General features: G+C 44.0%; 15 protein-coding genes. 7 read left to right on the top strand and 8 right to left on the bottom strand.

Going from position 1 to position 19,719, the window contains the following annotated elements:
* Positions 1 to 423: 423 nt before the first annotated feature.
* From EKG39_RS00365 to EKG39_RS00350, 4 genes are all read right to left on the bottom strand, one after another.
* Positions 424 to 3,039 carry a TonB-dependent receptor gene (locus EKG39_RS00365; protein WP_126503161.1) on the bottom strand — a complete coding sequence of 872 codons (2,616 nt, stop codon included), beginning with the start codon at positions 3,037 to 3,039 and terminating at the stop codon, positions 424 to 426.
* Between the two features lie 572 nt (positions 3,040 to 3,611).
* Positions 3,612 to 4,580, bottom strand: a complete 969-nt coding sequence (locus EKG39_RS00360) for a TDT family transporter (RefSeq protein WP_126503159.1) — start codon at positions 4,578 to 4,580, stop codon at positions 3,612 to 3,614.
* Positions 4,581 to 4,696: 116 nt separating this feature from the next.
* The gene (locus EKG39_RS00355) at positions 4,697 to 5,770 is read right to left on the bottom strand and encodes a methyltransferase (RefSeq protein WP_126503158.1); all 1,074 of its coding nucleotides are present in this window, start codon (positions 5,768 to 5,770) and stop codon (positions 4,697 to 4,699) included.
* Positions 5,771 to 6,317: 547 nt separating this feature from the next.
* Positions 6,318 to 6,749, bottom strand: coding sequence for a CBS domain-containing protein (locus EKG39_RS00350; protein ID WP_126503156.1), 432 nt, complete (start codon positions 6,747 to 6,749; stop codon positions 6,318 to 6,320).
* A 273-nt stretch (positions 6,750 to 7,022) separates the two neighbouring features.
* Here EKG39_RS00350 and EKG39_RS00345 point away from each other — a divergent pair, with 273 nt between their 5' ends.
* Complete coding sequence (locus EKG39_RS00345) at positions 7,023 to 7,685, top strand: TetR/AcrR family transcriptional regulator (protein ID WP_126503154.1); 663 nt, start codon at positions 7,023 to 7,025, stop codon at positions 7,683 to 7,685.
* A 102-nt stretch (positions 7,686 to 7,787) separates the two neighbouring features.
* Here EKG39_RS00345 and cysK read toward each other — a convergent pair whose 3' ends face one another.
* Positions 7,788 to 8,756 carry a cysteine synthase A gene (cysK, locus tag EKG39_RS00340; RefSeq protein ID WP_126503152.1) on the bottom strand — a complete coding sequence of 323 codons (969 nt, stop codon included), beginning with the start codon at positions 8,754 to 8,756 and terminating at the stop codon, positions 7,788 to 7,790.
* 292 nt (positions 8,757 to 9,048) lie between these two features.
* Here cysK and EKG39_RS00335 point away from each other — a divergent pair, with 292 nt between their 5' ends.
* Both EKG39_RS00335 and EKG39_RS00330 read left to right on the top strand, forming a co-directional pair.
* Positions 9,049 to 10,293, top strand: a complete 1,245-nt coding sequence (locus EKG39_RS00335) for an RDD family protein (protein ID WP_126503150.1) — start codon at positions 9,049 to 9,051, stop codon at positions 10,291 to 10,293.
* A gap of 336 nt (positions 10,294 to 10,629) precedes the next feature.
* On the top strand, positions 10,630 to 11,901 hold the full coding sequence (locus EKG39_RS00330) for a response regulator (RefSeq protein WP_126503148.1): 1,272 nt from the start codon (positions 10,630 to 10,632) through the stop codon (positions 11,899 to 11,901).
* A 129-nt stretch (positions 11,902 to 12,030) separates the two neighbouring features.
* Here EKG39_RS00330 and EKG39_RS00325 read toward each other — a convergent pair whose 3' ends face one another.
* A complete protein-coding gene (locus EKG39_RS00325; protein WP_126503147.1) occupies positions 12,031 to 12,945 on the bottom strand; it encodes a LysR family transcriptional regulator in 915 nt (304 codons plus the stop codon).
* A gap of 98 nt (positions 12,946 to 13,043) precedes the next feature.
* Between EKG39_RS00325 and EKG39_RS23295 the strand changes: the two genes are divergently transcribed.
* Together EKG39_RS23295 and EKG39_RS00320 are read left to right on the top strand one after the other, a co-directional pair.
* Positions 13,044 to 13,208: a hypothetical protein gene (locus EKG39_RS23295; RefSeq protein WP_185817496.1), complete on the top strand. Its 165-nt coding sequence runs from the start codon at positions 13,044 to 13,046 to the stop codon at positions 13,206 to 13,208.
* Complete coding sequence (locus EKG39_RS00320; protein WP_126503145.1) at positions 13,208 to 13,558, top strand: DoxX family protein; 351 nt, start codon at positions 13,208 to 13,210, stop codon at positions 13,556 to 13,558. Before EKG39_RS23295 ends, EKG39_RS00320 begins: the two co-directional genes overlap by 1 nt.
* Positions 13,559 to 13,633: 75 nt before the next feature.
* Here EKG39_RS00320 and EKG39_RS00315 read toward each other — a convergent pair whose 3' ends face one another.
* Positions 13,634 to 15,088, bottom strand: a complete 1,455-nt coding sequence (locus EKG39_RS00315; RefSeq protein ID WP_126503143.1) for a hypothetical protein — start codon at positions 15,086 to 15,088, stop codon at positions 13,634 to 13,636.
* A 554-nt stretch (positions 15,089 to 15,642) separates the two neighbouring features.
* Between EKG39_RS00315 and EKG39_RS00310 the strand changes: the two genes are divergently transcribed.
* A complete protein-coding gene (locus EKG39_RS00310) occupies positions 15,643 to 16,551 on the top strand; it encodes a LysR family transcriptional regulator (protein WP_126503141.1) in 909 nt (302 codons plus the stop codon).
* 115 nt (positions 16,552 to 16,666) lie between these two features.
* Here EKG39_RS00310 and EKG39_RS00305 read toward each other — a convergent pair whose 3' ends face one another.
* Positions 16,667 to 17,611 (bottom strand): SphA family protein, encoded by a 945-nt coding sequence (locus EKG39_RS00305; RefSeq protein ID WP_246028382.1) that lies wholly within the window; start codon positions 17,609 to 17,611, stop codon positions 16,667 to 16,669.
* Positions 17,612 to 18,298: 687 nt separating this feature from the next.
* On the opposite strand from EKG39_RS00305, the gene EKG39_RS00300 reads away from it, so the two are divergent.
* The gene (locus EKG39_RS00300; protein ID WP_126503139.1) at positions 18,299 to 19,717 is read left to right on the top strand and encodes a reductive dehalogenase; all 1,419 of its coding nucleotides are present in this window, start codon (positions 18,299 to 18,301) and stop codon (positions 19,715 to 19,717) included.
* Positions 19,718 to 19,719: the final 2 nt, after the last annotated feature.

The following is a 19,719-nucleotide window of genomic DNA, read 5'->3' as shown; positions in this document are numbered from 1 at the left end:
TGAGGATGTGGGTTTAAGCCTAATATTTTTGAATAAAAAAACGGTATCTTACGATGCCGTTTTTTATTACAAGAACGCATCGGAGCGAAAGCCTGTTTTCCTCTGTGAAGAGTCGTATAGGGCTATAACTGCTGAACTGTACAGACTTTTGTTTATAAAAATAGGTGAGATTTCTTTTGAAAGCGGTAGTTATTAAGGGAAGAGGAAAGTGCTATTTGGGTACAGTAACAACTGCGGATTTGAGATTGGAACATTCCTGTCAATTCGCTTTTTACTCTCTTTAACATAGATAATATAAGAGCTAGTTACTGAGTTTATATATTGTCACTGTCGTTTGGTTTTTATGGACAACGTATCTCAGAACGAAATGCAACAGGCAAAAAAAAGCCCAGGAAATCCTGGGCTTTTGCTATTTATATCAGTTTAGAATCTTTGTGTGTAAGACGCTGTGTAAGTACGTCCATATAGATTATAAAGTGAAGAATCATACTCTAAGTCAGAGTCTAATACTGGATCTTCGTTAGTGATGTTACGAACACCGAAGGTAAACTTACCATTCCAAGAAGCCATGTAAGTGTAGCTTGCGTCAAATGTAGTTTGTGACGGAAGGCTACCAATCAGCTCATAAGTATTTGGATCTGTTTTTTCAGCTTGACCATCGATGTATTGAGTCAGCAATGAAGCAGAGTGATCACCATATGACCAGTCAATTACCCAAGTGAAACGATACTCAGGCATACCATTACGGCCAACTTGATTGTTTACCGGGCCATCGAAGTACTCTTCATCATCGTATGAGATAACGTAAGTAAGGTCGAAAGTAGAACCAAAGTCACCAGCGGCAGTCTCTAGCCCTGTGTATGTTAGGTTGAAATCAATACCCGAAGTATCGAAACCATTACCGTTAACTTGTGGCGTAGTGGCCGACAGTAGTTTTCCGTTTGGATTATCGCCCGCACGTTTGATTTCACCCAAGGCTAAGTTGCCGTAGCCAACACTCTGCTCTTCTTTCAGTAGAGATGAAAGTGAGACGAATGTGATCACATCATCGATGCTTAGGTTGTAGTACTCAACTTTTGAACTGAAGTTATCTGTAATATTCCAGATGGCACCTAAGTTATAGAAGTCTGAAGTTTCAGGCTGTAGCTCAGAGTTTGCAGTACGAGTAACGTCATACTGTTTAGCCGAACATTCTGCAACAGGTGTTCCTTGCTGCTCACAGTAGTGATAATCAGTTGCTGTATCGGCACTGAATGAGTCTGCGGCATACAAGTTAGACAGTGATGGAGCACGGAAACCCTGACCCCAAGATGCACGTAGAACAAGATCTTCAATTAACTGATAACGCAGAGCAACTTTTGGAGTCGTTGCTGAGCCGAAATCTGAATAATCATCGAAACGGAAAGCAAGGTTTAACTCTAAATCTTCTGTTACTGGGATAATACTTTCACCGAATACCGCAAATACATCACGGTCACCAGATGAACCGTTACCAGATGAACCGATAACTTCACCAGCAGCAGATTCAGCATCTACGTTAGCTTCATACTTGTACTGGCTAAACTCAGTACCAAAGTACCAGCCTACAAGACCAGCAGGAAGATCGATGGCTTCAAAGTTAACACCAGCATTTACACTTTGGAATTCCATTGTGTCTTGCTTTAGCGTGTCATGGCTGATAGCTGCCACTACGTCAGCATTATTACCTTCTGGACCGAAGTTGAACTCTCCACTCTTAACAAGGGCCTCAACGGTTGGGCGGTGGATGTAACCTTTACCGAAGTTACTGTTTTCAGCAAGGTTATAGTGGTAGGTGAAATCCCAGCCAAAATCATCGTGCTCACCGACTAATCCAACCTGGATGTCTGTGCTGTAATCAACAGTTTTTGAGTCGCGGGTACCGACGTCAGTAAAGCGGTAGTATACACGGCCAGCATTTTCATTCTTGCTAGTACCTGTGTTAACACCGTCAACGTAATTTTGAATATCAACCTGGCCAGCATCTACATTAAACCAACCTGCGGCTGGTGCATAACGACCAAATGTCTCGTTACGAGAGAATAAACCTTGACCTTCAAACATGATTTCATCAGAAATTTCATACTCGGCAGTAACATAACCGGCAGTATATTTTCTTGCTGCGTGGTCAGCCGCTTCTGAGGTGTAGTCATAACCACAGATGTAATCGCCGTCACCGTAGTCGTACACGTGACCACCACCAACCATCTTGTCATTATCACAAGCGGCCATTGGGTCAAATGCATAAGTAGTCATGTCAAGGAAGTTACGCGCGTAAGCTGATACACCTGTTGTATCGGAGTACTTATCTGCCATGATATTGGTTGAACTTGAGAACCAGCGATCTCTCTGGTAGATAATTTCACGATTCTGGTGCTCGAATGAGAAAGTTAGGCTACCCTTGTCGCTGCTTGTTCCACCAATGACGTGAGTTTTCCATTCTTCACCACCATCTTGCTCAGGGCTACTAGCGGTACCAGATACTTCTAGTCCTTCAAAATCTTTCTTAAGGATGATGTTTACAACACCAGCTACGGCATCTGAACCATAGACTGCAGATGCACCATCAGAAAGTACTTCGATACGTTCGATAGCTGCGGTTGGAATGGTGTTAAGGTTTACTGCTGTGCCACCCATAGTTGGCGAGCCTGGCATACGCTTACCGTTAAGCAGTACTAGAGTTCGGTCTGCACCGGCTCCACGTAGAGAGATATTAGACTGACTCTGCCATGAGCTGCCTGATGATTCTGAATAAGAACCGAATGTATTTAAATTGCTGCGACGTAGCACATCGGCAACGGACATTTCACCCGTTTTTTCCATATCTGCAGCAGTAATTGTTGTTACAGGTGAAGAACCTTCCATATCGGTACGTTTAATACGTGAACCTGTAACTTGAATACGCTCTACTTTTTCATCATCAATTGCGGCATATACTGCTGGTGCACTTAGTGCGGCAGTAGCTGCCCCAGTTATTAGTGCAAAACGTACAGCTTTAGCCAATTTAGAATTCGGCAACATTTTGTTTTCTCCCTGACACTTACATCGGTTTTTAATTATTAGATGTTCAATTGTTTATTTTTATTTAGCAGATACTGTAATAGTTTTTACACATGTTAATAACTATTGGAAAGTATTACTAAGGGAGAGATATAAGCACACAAAACTAACATCTGCAATAAAGGGGATACACATCAAAGTTAGAGGGTTGAAACCAGTGTTGCAACATTTTAAGTTAAAATAGTTAACAATTGTCATGGTTAACAAAAGGTTAATCAATGACTTATGCTGGGGTTTTGGTTGGCTTGAGCAATTCTTGCACCAGGTTTATATTATTTACGTTGATTTACAAAAGATAAAGCTGTTAATTAATAGTGTTTTATTAACAGGCTTATTAACAATTAAATTTAAAATAAATGCCTCAATGAAACAAATACACGTTATTTGTGAACTTGATCGGGTGTTGTATTTAAAAGTGTATTTTCTTTGTTGGTTGATATGTAAGCGATTAAATGACCGTTTATAATTTCAATGGATACTTAACCAACTAAAATGCTATGAATTTGTTTCCTTAATGTGTCGTTATACGCGTGTTAAGCTTTTAGCGCCGTAGGTCTGTAATGTAACAAGTATCTATATACAACATATAAGACTACAGCCGTTGATATAAGTAACTCTCCCTTTGCGGTTTGTTCGATTAAATCTGTAAATTGACTCTCTCCGAAGCTTTGAACTAACCAATGAGCCGCTTTAATTAAGGCGGTTGCACCTATGACCATTGGGAATGTGAAAGCGGCATAGCCCGGTGAAAAAGGGAGCCTCATCAGATGAAAGAAAGCCAGATAGATGACGCAGGTCATCAATACCGCAATGCTCAGTAACAGTGCGACGACAACGATTGATGGATCACTGTTAATGGTTAAGTAGCCGGCTAAAGATAAACTTGCAGGTGCGGCCATAATAGCAATTGTTGGTTTGGCAGCATCGCTGATTGGTGCACAAAAGATGAGTCTGCACAACATGACAGGCAACATGATGAGGTAACAGACCATACCGAAGTTAAGTGTTGCGTTTGCGACCCATTCATACTGACTCCCGGGAAAACTAACCGCAGCGACTATGATACCGATAGGAGGTACAAACCAGCTCGGTACCATATGTTCCAACTTGAAATCTATAGCTCGGTAGAAGATAAACATGGCTAAGAACAGGATATGAATCATGATAGCGAATAGCCATAGATAACGCCCCTGTGCAGGCAAGTATTGTCCCAAAGCATTAGATACAACCATGAGTCCCATGGCGAATGTTGGGATCACACTTCCTACTACCGGATGAGACAGTTCATCTTTTAATATCCTTGGGTGAATAACAAATTTTAGCACCAGAGACATGAGTAACACGCTTGCTAGGACGGCACCAATCATCTGTCCGCGGTTATCCATATTGGGCAGCATACTGTCCCATGCCCAGCCGAGACTGGCGATAGCCAGAGCCAGTCCAGCCATAGGTGTAGGTAAACGAGATACGTGATTTGAGAGTTTGGTTATAGTGGCTTTCATCCCTATTCCCCTTAAAGTGAGTTTATGCACTTATGTTAAGGGGATAGAGAGGTTGATAAAATTTGATTCTATTTAAGCACTGGGTAAATATAATTTAACCTTCTATCTTGAAAGAGCTAAGGTTTTAATTTACAGCGCAGCAGGGTATGGCCCAGACCTATGTCATCGATATCTTCATCTACAAATAGGCCCGCCTGTGAGATAAGGCTTAACATATCCTTTGAGTGATACATTCGGCTGTTTCCATTCGCCATAGCAGTAAAATAGATTGAGGTTGCATTGACACAAAATGCGCCGGCTTCGAAGGGCTGACGATCCCAGTAGGTTTCCAGGATGCACAGTTCACTATTGGCAGTCATGCTTTGAGCCGTACGTTTGAGGATGCTCAGGATCTGAGTTTTAGAGAAGCAGTCTAAGAATTGGCTCATCCAATAGAGATCGCCGGAATCGAAGAATGCCTGTTCTTCATCTAGCAAGTCACAGCGGTATCCCGCAACTCTGTTTCCTACACCTTTCTCCTCGGCATTTTTCAGCGCGACTTTTAGTTGTCCCGGTAGGTCCATAATAGTTACAGATACATCCGGATCGTAACTTGTACAGGCTAATGCCCACTTACCTGTATTACCGCCGACATCGACAATATGTTTAGGTTGGCTCTTAAAAATAAGCGGTAATAACTGGCCAAAGGCGTGATCTGAATAGTAGTGGTCAAACTCAAACCAACTTTTTTTAACCTGCTGTGGTAGCTCACTTAATGTAGGGTAGATGGTTTCCCAATCACCGAATACCTTTAGCCCGTTTGGCTTACCTTCTTTTAATGAAGACTCAAGTTCAAATAGCCCTTGATAGCAGACATCGTGGACGAAGTTTAAGTTGACCTTCGCCATATCATCTTGCAGCAAAAAATGGCCAATCTTATCTAATATGAAATGAGTGTCATTTTGCCAGATTAGTCTCATGCTCAGTCCCATATCCAATAGCACACTGCAGGCATATTCAGATAGCTGACTCCTCTCCACTATAGCCTCAAGTGAGCGGCCCTCATCGCCGGCCTCATCGATGTGAGCGAGTATTCCAAATTTAAGTAAGCAGCGGGCAACTTGAAAGCTGATTGGAGCGAAGGCAATCTTTTGTGCTTCAAACTTTGCATCGAAGGCGGTGACATCTAACGGGGATTGGTAAAAAGACATATTAATTTTGAGCTCGTTCCAGGTAATAAGTAGAGGAGATCTGGATTAGATCTAACCCCCTGCAAAATGAAAGTTCAGTGATGAGTCCGTGTCTATAGTCATAGGCTTCTAATGGTTCTAACTATCTCGATAGAGGAAAGCCAGTCATAAGAGCCGGATTGAATTCTACAAATGAGGAAGCCGCGCATAAGATAGCATGATGAAATAAAATAATAGCTAGATTTGCATTGAAACGGGAGTAATTTTTCAAACTTGTGAGCCTTTAGCCTATTTCACCTACGGCTCTTCTTTCCAGAGGCTGGCGATAAGGGGGAATGGGCAATGGTTTACATATATGAAAAGCTGGAACTTTCATTTTAAAGTGATGAAAGTTCCTCCGGCAAGTTTTCAATATGATTGTTCTATGTGGATAGTTTCTCTCAACTTACATGGGGTACACCAGATGCTCGAGGCTCTGTTTATTGCTTATAGATGCGTCAGTGCGGATCTTCTCGTCCTCTCTAGGTGGCAAAGAGCAATTCCGGTAGTTTCCCCTAATTTACACGGGTTACACCAAGCGTTCGTGGCCCTGTTTATACATAGCCTTGAGTTGATCATCTATGGCTCTGAGCACATCTGAGCGGGTGATAATGCCTATGAGTTGCTCATTGTCGTCAATAACCGGGAAGATTTTTGGTTTGGCATCGGTCATGATTTGGGCAAGATCGAATACAGAGCCCTCAGGGCGTGCGGTAAGGGGATCGCCATGCATGACATCACTTACTGTATAATGGTTTTCATTCAGGTAGGTGGCTTCCAGCATCTTAATCAGGCAATCCTGCTCAGATATAAAACCTATCACATGCTTGTTTTCATCTACAACGGGACCGCCAATCTGGCCTGCCTGTAAAAATAGTTCAACTGCCTGTGCAATCGGCATGTTGGCGGTAAAAATAACGGGGCGCCTGTTCATGTAATCTGAAATTTTTATCGATTCCATATTCCACTCCTTGAATGATATTCACATAATTGTTCGGCATACCACAGTCATCTTCTGCGCTCAGTACCTTAGATTATTGATGTCACTCATTTAATTATTTAGGCTTTCATTTATAAGATTAGACGGGATTTATTCATTTGTTGGATAAAAAACGAAAACTAATGAAATCAAAAGGCATGTTTATGGATATAATAGTGTTACATTTTGTTAAAGATGTTGTGGTGGACCGGGGGAGAAGCCACATGTTAACGCAATCGGCGAAAAGGATTAATTATGACTCACCCATTGACCTATGTTGGACGGCAGACGAGCCGAAGTGATGGAGAAGCCAGACGATTAGTCATACTTGAAGCAACCTTAAGGTTGATCGTGAGGGAGGGGATCCGTGGTGTACGTCATCGTGCCGTAGCCAAGGAGGCAGATGTTCCATTAGCATCGACAACATACTATTTTAAAGATATTAAAGATCTGATCAGTGATTCGTTAACATTCTTTGCCGAAAAGACATTATGGATGAATGAGGGGCTTGAAAGCCGCAGTTTTGAGTTACTTAAAGAGATCGATGGGTTGGCAAAAGAAGATAAGCACAGTGAATTACTGGTTAGCAATTTAGCCCAGTTTATCAGTGAGCATATTCGTGAGCAGATCTCTCATCGTGATAATCGCATATTAGAGGCTGCCTTTCATGAGGAGGCGTTGAGAAATACTCAATTAGCCGATGCCATTAAACGCTTAGACGATTCTTTTCTGTCTACGATTGGGCGTTTCTTCGAACTCCTAGGGTCGACGAACTCCAATGCCGATGCACATCAACTATTAGCCTTGATAAAATACCTGGAATATAAATACGTTCTCATTGAGTGTGATGAGGCAAACGATACTGAATTAGAGCAAGTTGTGGCTTCGACGTTGCACAATATTGTCCATTCTATTTAAGTCTGAGCAGACTTGAGCTAAAGCTACAAAAATTAGACGAAAAAAGAAAAACCCGAATCTGATTCGGGTTTTTATAATGCTACTAGATAGTCACCCTATGGGTTACTGAATATTCTCAGCGTCGCTGAATTCACCCTGGAAAAGTACTGAAGAGAGATAACGCTCTGCTGCCGAAGGAAGAATCACAACGATATTCTTTCCTTCAAACTCTGGTAACTCTGCAATTCTGTTGGCTGCCACAACGGCTGCACCCGATGAGATACCAACCAGAATGCCTTCTTCTTTCATGATGCGTTGAGCCATTTCGATAGACTCTTCATTTGTCACGGCCTCGACGCGATCAATCATCTCGAGATCCAGGTTACCAGGGATAAATCCTGCACCGATCCCCTGTATTTTGTGAGGTCCGGGCTGAAGGGCTTGGCCAGACAATGTCTGTTGAATTACCGGCGAGTCTGCAGGCTCTACCGCAACCGATGTGATGGCTTTGCCTTGAGCATTCTTTATGTAACGACTGACGCCTGTGATCGTGCCACCTGTACCAACACCTGCGACAACCACATCTACTTCACCGTCGGTATCGTTCCAAATCTCTGGTCCTGTTGTCTTTTCATGGATTTCAGGGTTAGCAGGATTATCGAACTGTTGTAGAAGCAGATACTTCTCCGGTGCCGATTGACGGATCTCTTCCGCTTTATCGATAGCGCCTTTCATCCCCTTAGCACCTTCGGTCAGTACCAGGTTGGCACCGAGTGCTTTTAGAAGCTTACGACGCTCGAGGCTCATGGTATTTGGCATGGTGAGTGTTAGCTTGTAACCACGTGCTGCAGCGACATAAGCCAGGGCGATACCGGTATTACCGGATGTTGGCTCAATTAGCTCTCTGTCTGGAGTAAGCAGGCCTTTTTTCTCTGCATCCCAAATCATATTGGCACCGATACGGCACTTGACGCTAAAACTTGGGTTTCTGGCTTCAACTTTGGCTAAAACATTACCTTTACTAACGCGCTTTAGACGAACAAGAGGGGTGTTACCAATGGTATAAGAATTATCTTCGAAAATGTTGCTCATGGCTTGCTTGCTCCAATCAATTTAGTAAGTAAATAATAATCGCCTTTAGCGGCTTTAGAAGTGATTGTTTGTTCTTCGTTATTCCATTTAGTTATTAATGAATTCATTTTTATTAACAAACCATGGATTAAGGATGTGACAAAAGTGTTAACCTCTTGTCTGTAAGCACTATTCTGACGCAAATATGTGCCTAAAGCTTAATAATTGAATATAGAGTATTTTGGATAAAACCGTTAGTAGTTCCGTCTGTAAATAAACCTGTTAATAATTAAAAAAAAGATAATGGCTTGATATGACTAAGACGATCAAAGAGACAGATCCAAAAACAATGGTGACTCCCTTCGCATTCGAGATCGCTCCTCAGGTTCTCTATACCCCACTTGCCTCTCCACTTAAACGTGGAATGGCTATGGCCGTCGATGGATTACTTATCTCAGTCCTGGCTGAGCAGGCGGGTTGGGTGTTTATCCTGCTGGTGGGGCTAACCCTACTGATACAGAGAAAAAGCTATGAAATTGGCAAGGTGTTGAAGTGGGGATTGTACCTGTCGATGTTTGTGATGATGCTGTGGGTGACGTTTGAGAATCTGGTTTCTACCGGAGCTGATGGAGAAACTCAGGAGTCAGAAAGTTATATAACGGCTCCCTCCGTTGGCGAGGTGCTAGGTTACCTGCCCGAAATCATCCAATTCAGCATGTGTGAAGAAATCACTTGTGCGCAAACAGAGTTAGGTTCATTAATTAAGGTACTTAAACAGACCAATCTGGCTGAAGCGGAGCAGAAGGCGATACTCATCGGTGCTATCAAGGAGTTGGCGCTAACCCATGATGAGAAAGCACAATTGCAGCGTGATATCAGCCAAGCCTATCCGGAGCAGACTATTAAAAAAGAAGTCAAACAAGAAGTCGAGCCATATGTTGAATCAAGTGTTGAACAAGGCGTCCAACAAGAAGCTGCTCAACAAAAGGGTGAAGTTAACGGGAATCATTCGGGTGAATCTGAGCAAGCTCTCATAGACGAGGAGCCAGTATCAACCGAGCAAACCCGGTCTATAGAGTCGTTAACCCACCCATCGGTCGGCACAGCTGAACAGACCGAGGTGGAGAAGTCACATCTCGAACAGCTTGAGGAAGAAGATGGCGGCGGAGAGTACAGTCTCATCTCCTGGGCTAAAGGTATTTTAAATGATCTTGGTTTAGGGTTTGGCTGGGCAGCATTTTATTTTACCGTGTTCACCGCCTGGTTCGACGGGCAAACCTTAGGCAAGAAGTTATTCCGTATTCGGGTGATCCAACTCGATGGTACAGGGCTTTCCCTATGGGACGCTTTCGGGCGATATGGTGGCTATGGTGCTGGTTTTGCTACCGGCCTGTTGGGTTTCTTGCAGATCTATTGGGATGCCAACAGGCAGGCTATACAAGATAAGATCTCTGCGACCGTAGTGGTCGATCTTACCAAGGAAAAGGATGAGTCGATGGTGACACTTTCCTATATAGAACCATTATTTACCAAAGAAAAAGCGGATCCTGCTATGTGACGAGCTGTTACTATGCGCTTAATCCCGCAGATGTTGTCGATTGCAAATATTCACTCTATTGTTAATAGTTCGTTGTCGGGAATATTATTCAGATAGCGCTGTAGAAAAATTTGAGTAAGTCATCGGGTCCTATCACCGGATCCTAAATAGGGGAATTTAATCATTATTACGTTATTACCTGATGGCCAAATTTTACTATCATTATAGGCATGAGTGATAGCCAGAGTTTTGATAGTAATCCTCTTTGCATCAAGAGGGAAAGTGTCCTTGTCGCATCAAAGATCCTGTGAAGGAATTTCGTTGATATCTGGACATAGTAATAGTTAGGAGAATTGATTGCGTATTTTAGTGGTTGAGGACAGTAAAGTTGTGTCCCGTATTTTACAGCATCTTATTGCTCAGGAGCTGGGCTGCGATGTGGATTTCGCAGAAGATCTGGCCAGTGCTAAACAACTGTTAGAACAAAAAGAGTACTTTGTAGCGATTACCGATCTAAACCTGCCCGATGCAAAGGAAGGCGAGATCGTTAAGTTAGTTCTCTCTAAGCAGATCCCTTGCATAGTGCTCACAGGAAGTTTAGATGCTGAGCAACGTAAGCGTTTGTTACAGCTGGGTATCGTCGATTATATTTTAAAAGAAAACCGTTTCAGCTATGAATATGTGGTGAGGCTGGTGGATAGACTGCAGCGTAATCAAGCTGTCAAGGTGTTGGTCGCCGATGATTCTGTCGTAAGTCGCAAATTTGTCAGAAGCTTACTCGAACAGCATCTGTATCAGGTAGTAGAGGCAGATGATGGAAATTCTGCCTGGGAGGTCCTACAAAAACAGCCGGATATTCAACTCTTGATCACGGATTACAATATGCCGGGCCTGGATGGATTTGGTCTTATTTTAAAGGTCAGAGAGAAATTCAGTCGAGAGGAGTTAGCCATTATTGGTTTGTCCAGTGACGATGACGAGAGTCTGTCGGCCCGCTTCATTAAAAATGGGGCAAATGACTTCCTGCAGAAGCCATTTGTGCATGAAGAGTTTCACTGCCGTGTACTCAACACCTTAGATTCATTGGATATGATCCGTAAACTCTGGGATCAGGCAAACCTCGATTATCTGACCGGAGTGTACAACCGTCGCTATTTCTTTAATCAGTATGAAGAGCTGATCATACTGAAAAAACAAAGAAAGGGAGCCTTGACGCTGGCTCTGCTCGATATCGATCTGTTTAAGGAAGTGAATGACACTTATGGTCATGATGTGGGTGACGAGGTTTTAGTGGAGTTCGCCGCACGGTTAAAACGTTCATTCGGTCAACACTTTACCGTTTCCCGCTTTGGCGGCGAGGAGTTTATTGTCGCATTCAGAGGGCTTAATGAGGTGAAGTCTTTTGCCTTAATGGATAAGTTTCGCTCGCAACTTGAAAGCACTCCAATTTCAACCAGTAGGGGAGAGTTGGCGATTACCTTCAGCGCCGGAATCGCATCCCTAAGCGATGATGAGAGCCTGGGAAGTGAAGAAAATTTAGATACCCTTATCCAGCGCGCCGACAAAGCGCTGTATGATGCCAAAGCCGCTGGTCGCAACTTGATCTGTATCGAGTCTGAGCATGAGTAGGGACGGTAAAATCATTTCAGCTCGCCTTTACCAAGGCGAGCGTCGGTACGTCTGTCGTTCTGCCGTCAGATAAAGGTTTCTACTTTCCGAGCGCCTAGGTATTCAATAAATGGCTTTCATTAAGGGCATTCATGAAGTGGAATCGTTGAATGCATCATCGATCTTTTCACGGACCCATTGATGAAGAGGATCGTTTTGATGCCTTTCATGCCACATTCCGCGAATGGTGAGGTCAGGTAGAGTAAATGGACACTCCTTTACTTCCAAGCCATAGAGCTGACTCCCTTGTTTGGCGATAGACTCGGGTAAGAATGCAATTAAATTAGAGCCCGGCAGCAATGGCAGTTGTAAATTGAGGGTCTCGGTTAAGAAGCCTAGCTTACGTTTAGGCAAGCCCATTGCTTTTCCATATTGACTAACCGGGTCGTCCAGCTCGTCGAGTAGGCTGGTCTTGATGTGAGGGAAACGAAAAATGGCTTCGGTCGTCCAGCTTTTCAGTACCGGGTTAGCTTTATCGAGTAAACAGACTAAATTCTCATCCATAAGACGTTTTTGCATAAACCTGGGCTTGGCCTGTAGGCCTGCACCGATAATCATCTCCAGCTCGTCATTATCCAACTTCTCATAGGCTGTTTTATCTAATATTTTTATATCAATTAGAATATTAGGGGCTTCCTTATTGATTTTTTTAAATGCCTTAGAAAGATAAGATGCAAGGATAAAATCGTGGGTCTGAACACGAAAATGGGCGTGGACTTGTGAAAAATCAAATGTTTTGGGGGCAAGTAAGTTATCTATCTCGCTGAGTATGAACCTTAGCTTGCCTGAGAGTTCAATGGCCCGTGTTGTAGGCTCTAACCCTTTGGCGTTTCTGATAAAAAGCGGATCGTCAAATACTCCTCTGAGTCTGGCCAGCGTGTGGCTCATTGCAGACTGAGTGACATTCATTTTTTCTGCAGCGCGTCCGACATGACGCTCTTCGATAAGTGCGCGTAAAGATTTCAGTAGATTGAGATCGACCTTCAATAAATTAATTTCATTCATAATGCATATTAGGCGTAATCATTTTAAATAATAATGTGCGTAAGTTAAGCTTTTTTCAACCCCCAATACATTTCCCCATCAAGAGTAGAAAGAGCAATATGAATATGTTAATCACAGGCACCAATAGTGGATTGGGTATAGCAGTACCAGTTACACAAAAGGAGCTGACAGCTTGTGCCCCGATGCGTTGCCTCAACGGAGAACATCAAGCAAGTTCGGCAGCCTTTGTTGCTCTACAGGGCCGCATTCAGGAGGCTCAATAATGGATATCTTAGTGACAGTGATTATCGGTGTTCTCTCGGCTTTTTTCCTCTTCGCAGGCTCAATCAAACTGCTTGGCTGGCAGAAGATGATCTTCGAGAAGCAGCTTGAGTTTTTTCACTCTTACGGATTAAATCGGCAGATCATGGCCTTGGTCGGAGTTGTCGAGCTGCTTGGGGCGACAAGCATCTGGTTTCAGGGCAGCACACCAGGAGTACTGGGGGCTGCATTGTTATTTTCGACATCTCTGGGAGCCATCTTTTTTCATCTGCGTTTTGATACCTGGAAAGATGGTGTTCCGGCAATGGTCACTCTGATACTGTCTGGCGTCGTTATCTTTTTAAGCTGGTGAGTGTCATTAATTAAGTTTGATTAGACATCTCTCCGTCTCAGCCATAGGCATGCAGCACACTAAATGGCTGATTTATCAATAATAGTCTATCTCTAACTCAAAAGTTTCAGCTGTTTCTTCATCTGAGTCGAATGTAGCCAGCAGTGTGAAGGTGTCACGCTCAATGTCGACACTATCGAAATTATCGATGGCGTCACCGTACTCATGTAACAGGCTCTGTTTATCTTTAGGCAGTCCTAACTTCTCTACGGTATTTAACAGTGATTCTTCGCTCTGTCTTGCAAATATTGATTCACTGACCTTGATTTTTTGAAGTCGCTGTTCAGAAAAATGTAACTGGATAAAGTTACCCGCCAGCCACCACTGTTCATCATGGTTGGAGATATTGAGCTTATTAATCGAAGGGATCGCGGCTATCACTTCGTCTAGGGTAGGCCGGTTTTTACGCTCGATATTCAGATGGTTATACAGCCACTGTTTTTGCGGTTGAGTCAATTCAGCTGGCGCTAACGCTTGGTTGGTAGTCTTAGGTGTCTCCATAAACGCGAGGTTGAAATTGGTAAATAACAGCTCGGGGTTGGACGCGCTATTTGGGTGAAAAGTTTCGAATTGAAGACTCAGGCGTTGCTTATCTTTCTCGATAAGCAACACATCATTTTTTTCTGCCGTGATTTGTGTTTCCAGGGCCTGTTTGACCTCTTCGAAAGGACTTTTATGTTCAACTACTCCTGATATTTTCCACGGGGTATCGTCAAAACCGTCTCTAAAAGCAATCATATTACGACCATAGCCACTGAGTAGTTTTAAGTCGGAGGTGATCTGCGTGAGTCTATCCCCACTGAATATAAACCAAAGGCTTCGACCATATCCCCTGGCAACCTCTTTGTTTTTGAGCTGAATCTCAATGCTGGGAGGCCCCAGTCTTTCCGATGTTTGTGAAGCGCTCATTCCCGGTTTTATTCCGTAAACTCCCTCTTCGATGGAGACAGTGTCAGAAGGTAGAGTGATAGCTTGAGCAAGTGTTGCTGCGGACTCTGTTTTTGGGATTTGTAGGGTAAACTTGTACTCAATAGTTCTGACCTTATAGCCATCGGAGCTGAAGGGGGCACGAATATTCGATAGGGTCTTATCGGCCTTACAGACGATAAAAGCCTGCGCCTCGAGGTGGGTTTGTAAACTCGTTTCCTTAATCACTCTCCCATCCGACGGGCCAGGCCTTGTATTTTCCTTAGTGAAGTTGAGTATATGGTTAGTCACATTGGTAAGTAGCAGGGTATCTGCTCCCTGCTCAGTAGCAAGTTGGCGCAGATGCGTTAATGCGTCTGAAAAGGCTTCGCTCTGCTCTGGTTTCTGCAGGGCATCGTAGTTTGTGCTGCTGGCATCTAACCTAATGGACGCAAAGGTTTGTGTTATACAATTCGGTTTATAATCTGAGATTGTCGCCAAGGGGGCTGTGGTAGCCAATATTGGAAAAGAAAGCGGTAGAGTAAGGTAAAGGGATAAATAAGGAATGATTCTGGTTTTTATCATTTGGTATGCATCCTTGTAACCATTAATTTATGGTGTAACTTCTTATATATTCAACTTAATGTCAACTTTGAATAAGTAGACCATGCTTAGTGTTTATTCATCTGTATTGGTCTTGTTCGAGCGTCATTTATAGTTCGTCATCAATAATGCTGTCTGTCGATAATGTTGGTGAGTCATAAGATATATAGATGGTGGTGCTTGTTGTTACTGGTAATATAATTTTTGTCGGATCTCACCTGTAGGTAATCACTTTTTGGCTAATTCAAGTGTTTTTTGTTCGTCGAAGAAGCTGTAGGGCTTCATAAAAATAGTGCTTGTTGTTTCTATGAATAAATTTTTTACGCTACTTGCTCAGAATTTGTTTCCAGAGCACTGTTTAAATCAGTGTTCAGCCTTAGACTTCTGTTATTGGTCTCACGCTCCTGTGACTTAAATCCGGTTATTGGCCTAATGATATTTTCAATAGGGTAAAGCCTGAGTCAGGTCATATTATTTCTGGTCACATATGGTGATAATAGCTAAATAAATTTATAACAGGTAAATCAACTGTCGCCATGAAAACCGAAGATCTTGCATTATTTAATAAGGTTATCGAATATCAAAGCTTGAGTGCGGCATCGAGAGCCCTGAGTATTCCTGTTTCCAAAATAAGTCGTAATATCTCTCAACTAGAACAATTCCTCGGTACCCGTTTGGTGGATCGTACTACGCGAAGCCTGACACTGACCGAAGCTGGTGTGGATTTTCTGGAGAGAAGTTCGCGTATTTTAGGTGAAGTCGAGGCGCTGCAGTTGAGTGTTGGCCAGCTACAGGTAGAACCCCAGGGTGAAATTATCATTGCCGCCCCTTTAGATTTTATCAATCTGACCTGTAGAAGGGCGCTGGGACAGTTTCATCAACGTTTCCCAGAACTTAAGTTGAAATTTATCTCTTATCAGAGTATGCAAAATCCGATGGATATACAGGCGGATCTGGTGTTGTATGTCAGCCATGAGTCACCACCGGACAGCTCTATGGTGGGACGTAAACTGCTAACTTTGAGGCGTTACTTCGTTGCCAGCCCGGACTTCATCGCTAAACACCCTGAGTTGACTCATCCAGAACAGCTGGCGGACTACCCTTGCTTGCTCTCTCCTAAAGGCGGCCTGGGGGGAAACATCTGGCTATGGAGCGATGGTGAGCAGATTCATAAGTTAGAGGTCGAGGGGCCCTTGGAGTCGGAGATGAATGAACTGTGTATCTCGGCTGCGGTTGATGGACTCGGTGTTGCCTGGGTACCGCCTGTGATGTGCCGTGAGTATCTAAAATCCGGCCGCTTGCAGTTACTGTTTGACGGCCAATATTCCACCGATATCAGCACCTGGGGACTCTATTCCTGTCGCCAGTACCTGCCCCACAGAGTACGGTTAGCGCTGGACTTCTTCCAGCATGAGTGTGCTCAGATGGAACAAAATCAGCTTTGATGATCTGGGGTTTAACCTATATTGAACTCTTGAAACTGTAAAATGACACCAGCCATTGAAGGCTGATGTCATAGAGGAATCCCTTCGTTAAAAAGCTGTCGTTAGAAGGCTCTCTTTAGAAAGACTTGGTCAGGGTAAAGACTGCCGATGAGCCTTCTGTAGTATTCTTGGCACCGAACTCATGTACATAGCGCAAATTACCTTGCAGTAGCCATGGCAGATAGAATAGGTTGATCTCACCACCTATGCCGTAAGCCTGTTTGCGTTCACTGGCGAGAGTGCCCGGACCATCCTGGCTGTCATCGCTGATCTGCCATGTGGCACAGTAGGTGATACCGGGACGCACTAACCAGGTGTGGTTGAATTCCAGCTGCTTGCCTATCCCTCCCTCGATAGTAAATTCGGCGCCAGGTCGCACATCAGTATCATCCTGCTCTGTGTGCACTAAGGTGCGGGTCAGTGCACTGAATGTCCATGATTTCTCTGAGTCCAGATAATAAGTGCCGCCGGCGGTCAACATACCAGTCCAGTACCCGTAGCCGGGCGAGGCGGCGTCATGAACGTCGTAATCGCCGGTGGGAGCAATGACTGCCAGTGCCATAACTGCGTCAAAACGCTCCCTCGGCCAGTTAAGTACCAAGGGTTCGAGGATCACATCTCCTAAAGCGAATGAGGTATCGGCATCGACACCTACGGGTTTTATCGAGATATCTTTACTCACCATAGGTATGAGAACGTTATAGCCCCAGTTAGCGCCCAGGATTGTTTTCTCTGTCATATGCACAAATCTGTGTACCTGGGCATAGGCGCTCAGATCAAAATCCAGACCCGTATCGTCACCACTATTATTTGTCAGAGTATCGGCGCTATACCAGGTGTTGTACATACGGTAATGCATACCGGGTGGTGGCAGGGTGGCGGCTGCGACGCCTTCCCCCCCCATGGGATAGTGTGAGCCCGAGGTGGCAGCGACAGCCGTGACGCTGTTTAATAACAGGCCCGATATACCGGCCATATATAACATCAGGCTCTTTATTTTGGTGTTATTTATTTTATTCATAAAATCTCCGATTATTTATTTGTTCATATTTTTATTAGTGTTTTTCTTATGGGTTTATAAGGTGGCTAAACTGTTAATCTATATATTTATTCATAGTGGGTTATTTTCTTTTTAACTTATATATTATAAGTGAAACATTGAGTGTGACAATTCGATTGCAATTGATGTGTTATTGCAATTAAGAGTTAAACTGTTTGTCCTTATATGAATAAGGTTATGTACGATTCAATTGTGTTGTAATGCTATTCTGGTGGCGCTCCTCTATAATCAGTGGGTTACACATTGTTATTGTTTGTTCATGTTGCTCATTTTTCAGAACGATAATAATCATGGTTAACTATTTGTTCGATCGAAACTGACGATACTCTCTCATTTTTTGATGGTCAATTTACCACTCCCTAATTTAATTAATTTGTTCTTTGATATTGCAGTTTAAGTTGGCTTCTTTGTCATTTACATTAATGAAACTGCCAAAAACTATTACTGTTTTACCAATATTTTGTTATTCCCCGTCTCGTTGTTACCTATATGTGTGAAGAGTGTCATGCAAATGGAAATTCTATTTTGCAGTTTTTGCAAAGGTTCTTCTCGAATATATCGCTATTTTAGAAGGTGTGGTCTGTATAGAATTTATTTCAACATTTACCGTTTTGGTTTCCACCAACACCCAAAGATGTAGGAATAAACATGAGCGAACAAGAGAAGCAAGAGGTCGACGAGAGTCGGCGTCAGTTATTAAAAATTGGTGCCGGGACTGTCGCCGGTGTGGGGGTCGTGGCCGGAGCTGGCAGTTGGCTGAAACATAAGATGGAAGGCGTCGAGCTGGAGGCGTTTCCCTGTGAAGTGAGCCCTGACTTTAAGCCCATGGATCAGCGCAATGTAAATCAGACCTATTGTATCAGTCCGGCGTTACAGGCAAAGCATCCTGAGCGTAACCTTAATTTCGGCCAGGAGTCTGCGGGTCCTATCCAGGCGGGTGAAAAACCCATGAGCATGACTGATGCATTTCACCATTTCCTGACGGCTCACGAACGCTACGACAATGATAAGTTGGGTTACACTCAGCTCGATTACGCATTGGAAACCGCTTCTTGGTTTACCTTGATGAATTTGGCCCCTCTATCTCAGGCCGGAGTGCCAAATCAGGGAGTACTGACCTGGGATCAGTCCGACGTTCATGGGCACCAATATCCCTTTAAAGACTCTGTAGAGAAGGTCTGCGCCATTAAGACCGCTGCCAAAAACTTCGGTGCGGTACGGGTCGGTGTGTGTCGTCACGATCCCCGCTGGGATTACAACCCACTCTATAACCCGCTCACAGAAGAGACCTTGAGCTGGGAAGAGGACTTTCCTTTTAAGCCTAAGAGCGTGATCGTCATGCTGGTGGGAATGGATTACGAGGCAACGGCTTGTGCTCCGATGATCCCACAGTCCTCAACGGCTGCCATGGGTTACAGCAACATAGGTGTATTAGCCGGTTCTATGGCTAAGTTTATGAAAGAGCTGGGCTTCCAGGCCGTAGGGGCGACCAACGACATGGGTAACTCGGTGGCCTATGCCATTGCTGCAGGTTTAGGGGAGGGCGCACGCAACGGTACCATAGTGGCCCCCAACCTTGGCCCGCGTGTGCGTATCTGTAAGGTCTATACCGAACTTGAGCTCGATGAAGCCGCTTACGACAAGCCACGTGATTTTGGCATCATGTCTTTCTGTGAAAACTGTAAACGTTGTGGCGAAGCCTGTCCGTCCGGCGCCATCTGCATGGACGATAAACCTTCAACGGGCCCGACCTATCCCGGCAGTGAGGATCCCCTTTACACCTGGGATGTTAACAAAGGGGTGCGTAAGTTCTATAGCGATCCCAAGAAGTGTCTGAAGTTCTGGTCCGAAAATGGTGGTGACTGCGGTGTCTGCTTGGCAGCCTGTCCATGGAACAAGCCGGATTTCTGGCATCACAGACTGATCGACGCGTCCAACACCTTCACCGGCGGCACCGTGCACGCCATGATGACTCAGGCCGATATCCTGTTCGGTTACGGTAATGTCAACGATGAGAAGGCGGTTAAGAAATATTGGCAGAGTGGATTTAGCGGTGATTTCACCTAAGG

Source organism: Shewanella atlantica, assembly GCF_003966265.1.
Lineage (GTDB): Bacteria > Pseudomonadota > Gammaproteobacteria > Enterobacterales > Shewanellaceae > Shewanella > Shewanella atlantica.
The sequence above is the reverse complement of the archived record's forward strand: the minus strand, read 5'-3'. Positions and strand labels throughout refer to the sequence as shown.

Coding starts and splice junctions, on each gene's coding strand:
- EKG39_RS00365 (WP_126503161.1), bottom strand. CDS start 3,039: ATGTTGCCGAATTCTAAATTGGCTAAAGCTGTACGTTTTGCACTAATA.
- EKG39_RS00360 (WP_126503159.1), bottom strand. CDS start 4,580: ATGAAAGCCACTATAACCAAACTCTCAAATCACGTATCTCGTTTACCT.
- EKG39_RS00355 (WP_126503158.1), bottom strand. CDS start 5,770: ATGTCTTTTTACCAATCCCCGTTAGATGTCACCGCCTTCGATGCAAAG.
- EKG39_RS00350 (WP_126503156.1), bottom strand. CDS start 6,749: ATGGAATCGATAAAAATTTCAGATTACATGAACAGGCGCCCCGTTATT.
- EKG39_RS00345 (WP_126503154.1), top strand. CDS start 7,023: ATGACTCACCCATTGACCTATGTTGGACGGCAGACGAGCCGAAGTGAT.
- cysK (WP_126503152.1), bottom strand. CDS start 8,756: ATGAGCAACATTTTCGAAGATAATTCTTATACCATTGGTAACACCCCT.
- EKG39_RS00335 (WP_126503150.1), top strand. CDS start 9,049: ATGACTAAGACGATCAAAGAGACAGATCCAAAAACAATGGTGACTCCC.
- EKG39_RS00325 (WP_126503147.1), bottom strand. CDS start 12,945: ATGAATGAAATTAATTTATTGAAGGTCGATCTCAATCTACTGAAATCT.
- EKG39_RS23295 (WP_185817496.1), top strand. CDS start 13,044: ATGAATATGTTAATCACAGGCACCAATAGTGGATTGGGTATAGCAGTA.
- EKG39_RS00320 (WP_126503145.1), top strand. CDS start 13,208: ATGGATATCTTAGTGACAGTGATTATCGGTGTTCTCTCGGCTTTTTTC.
- EKG39_RS00315 (WP_126503143.1), bottom strand. CDS start 15,088: ATGATAAAAACCAGAATCATTCCTTATTTATCCCTTTACCTTACTCTA.
- EKG39_RS00310 (WP_126503141.1), top strand. CDS start 15,643: ATGAAAACCGAAGATCTTGCATTATTTAATAAGGTTATCGAATATCAA.
- EKG39_RS00305 (WP_246028382.1), bottom strand. CDS start 17,611: ATGAATAAAATAAATAACACCAAAATAAAGAGCCTGATGTTATATATG.
- EKG39_RS00300 (WP_126503139.1), top strand. CDS start 18,299: ATGAGCGAACAAGAGAAGCAAGAGGTCGACGAGAGTCGGCGTCAGTTA.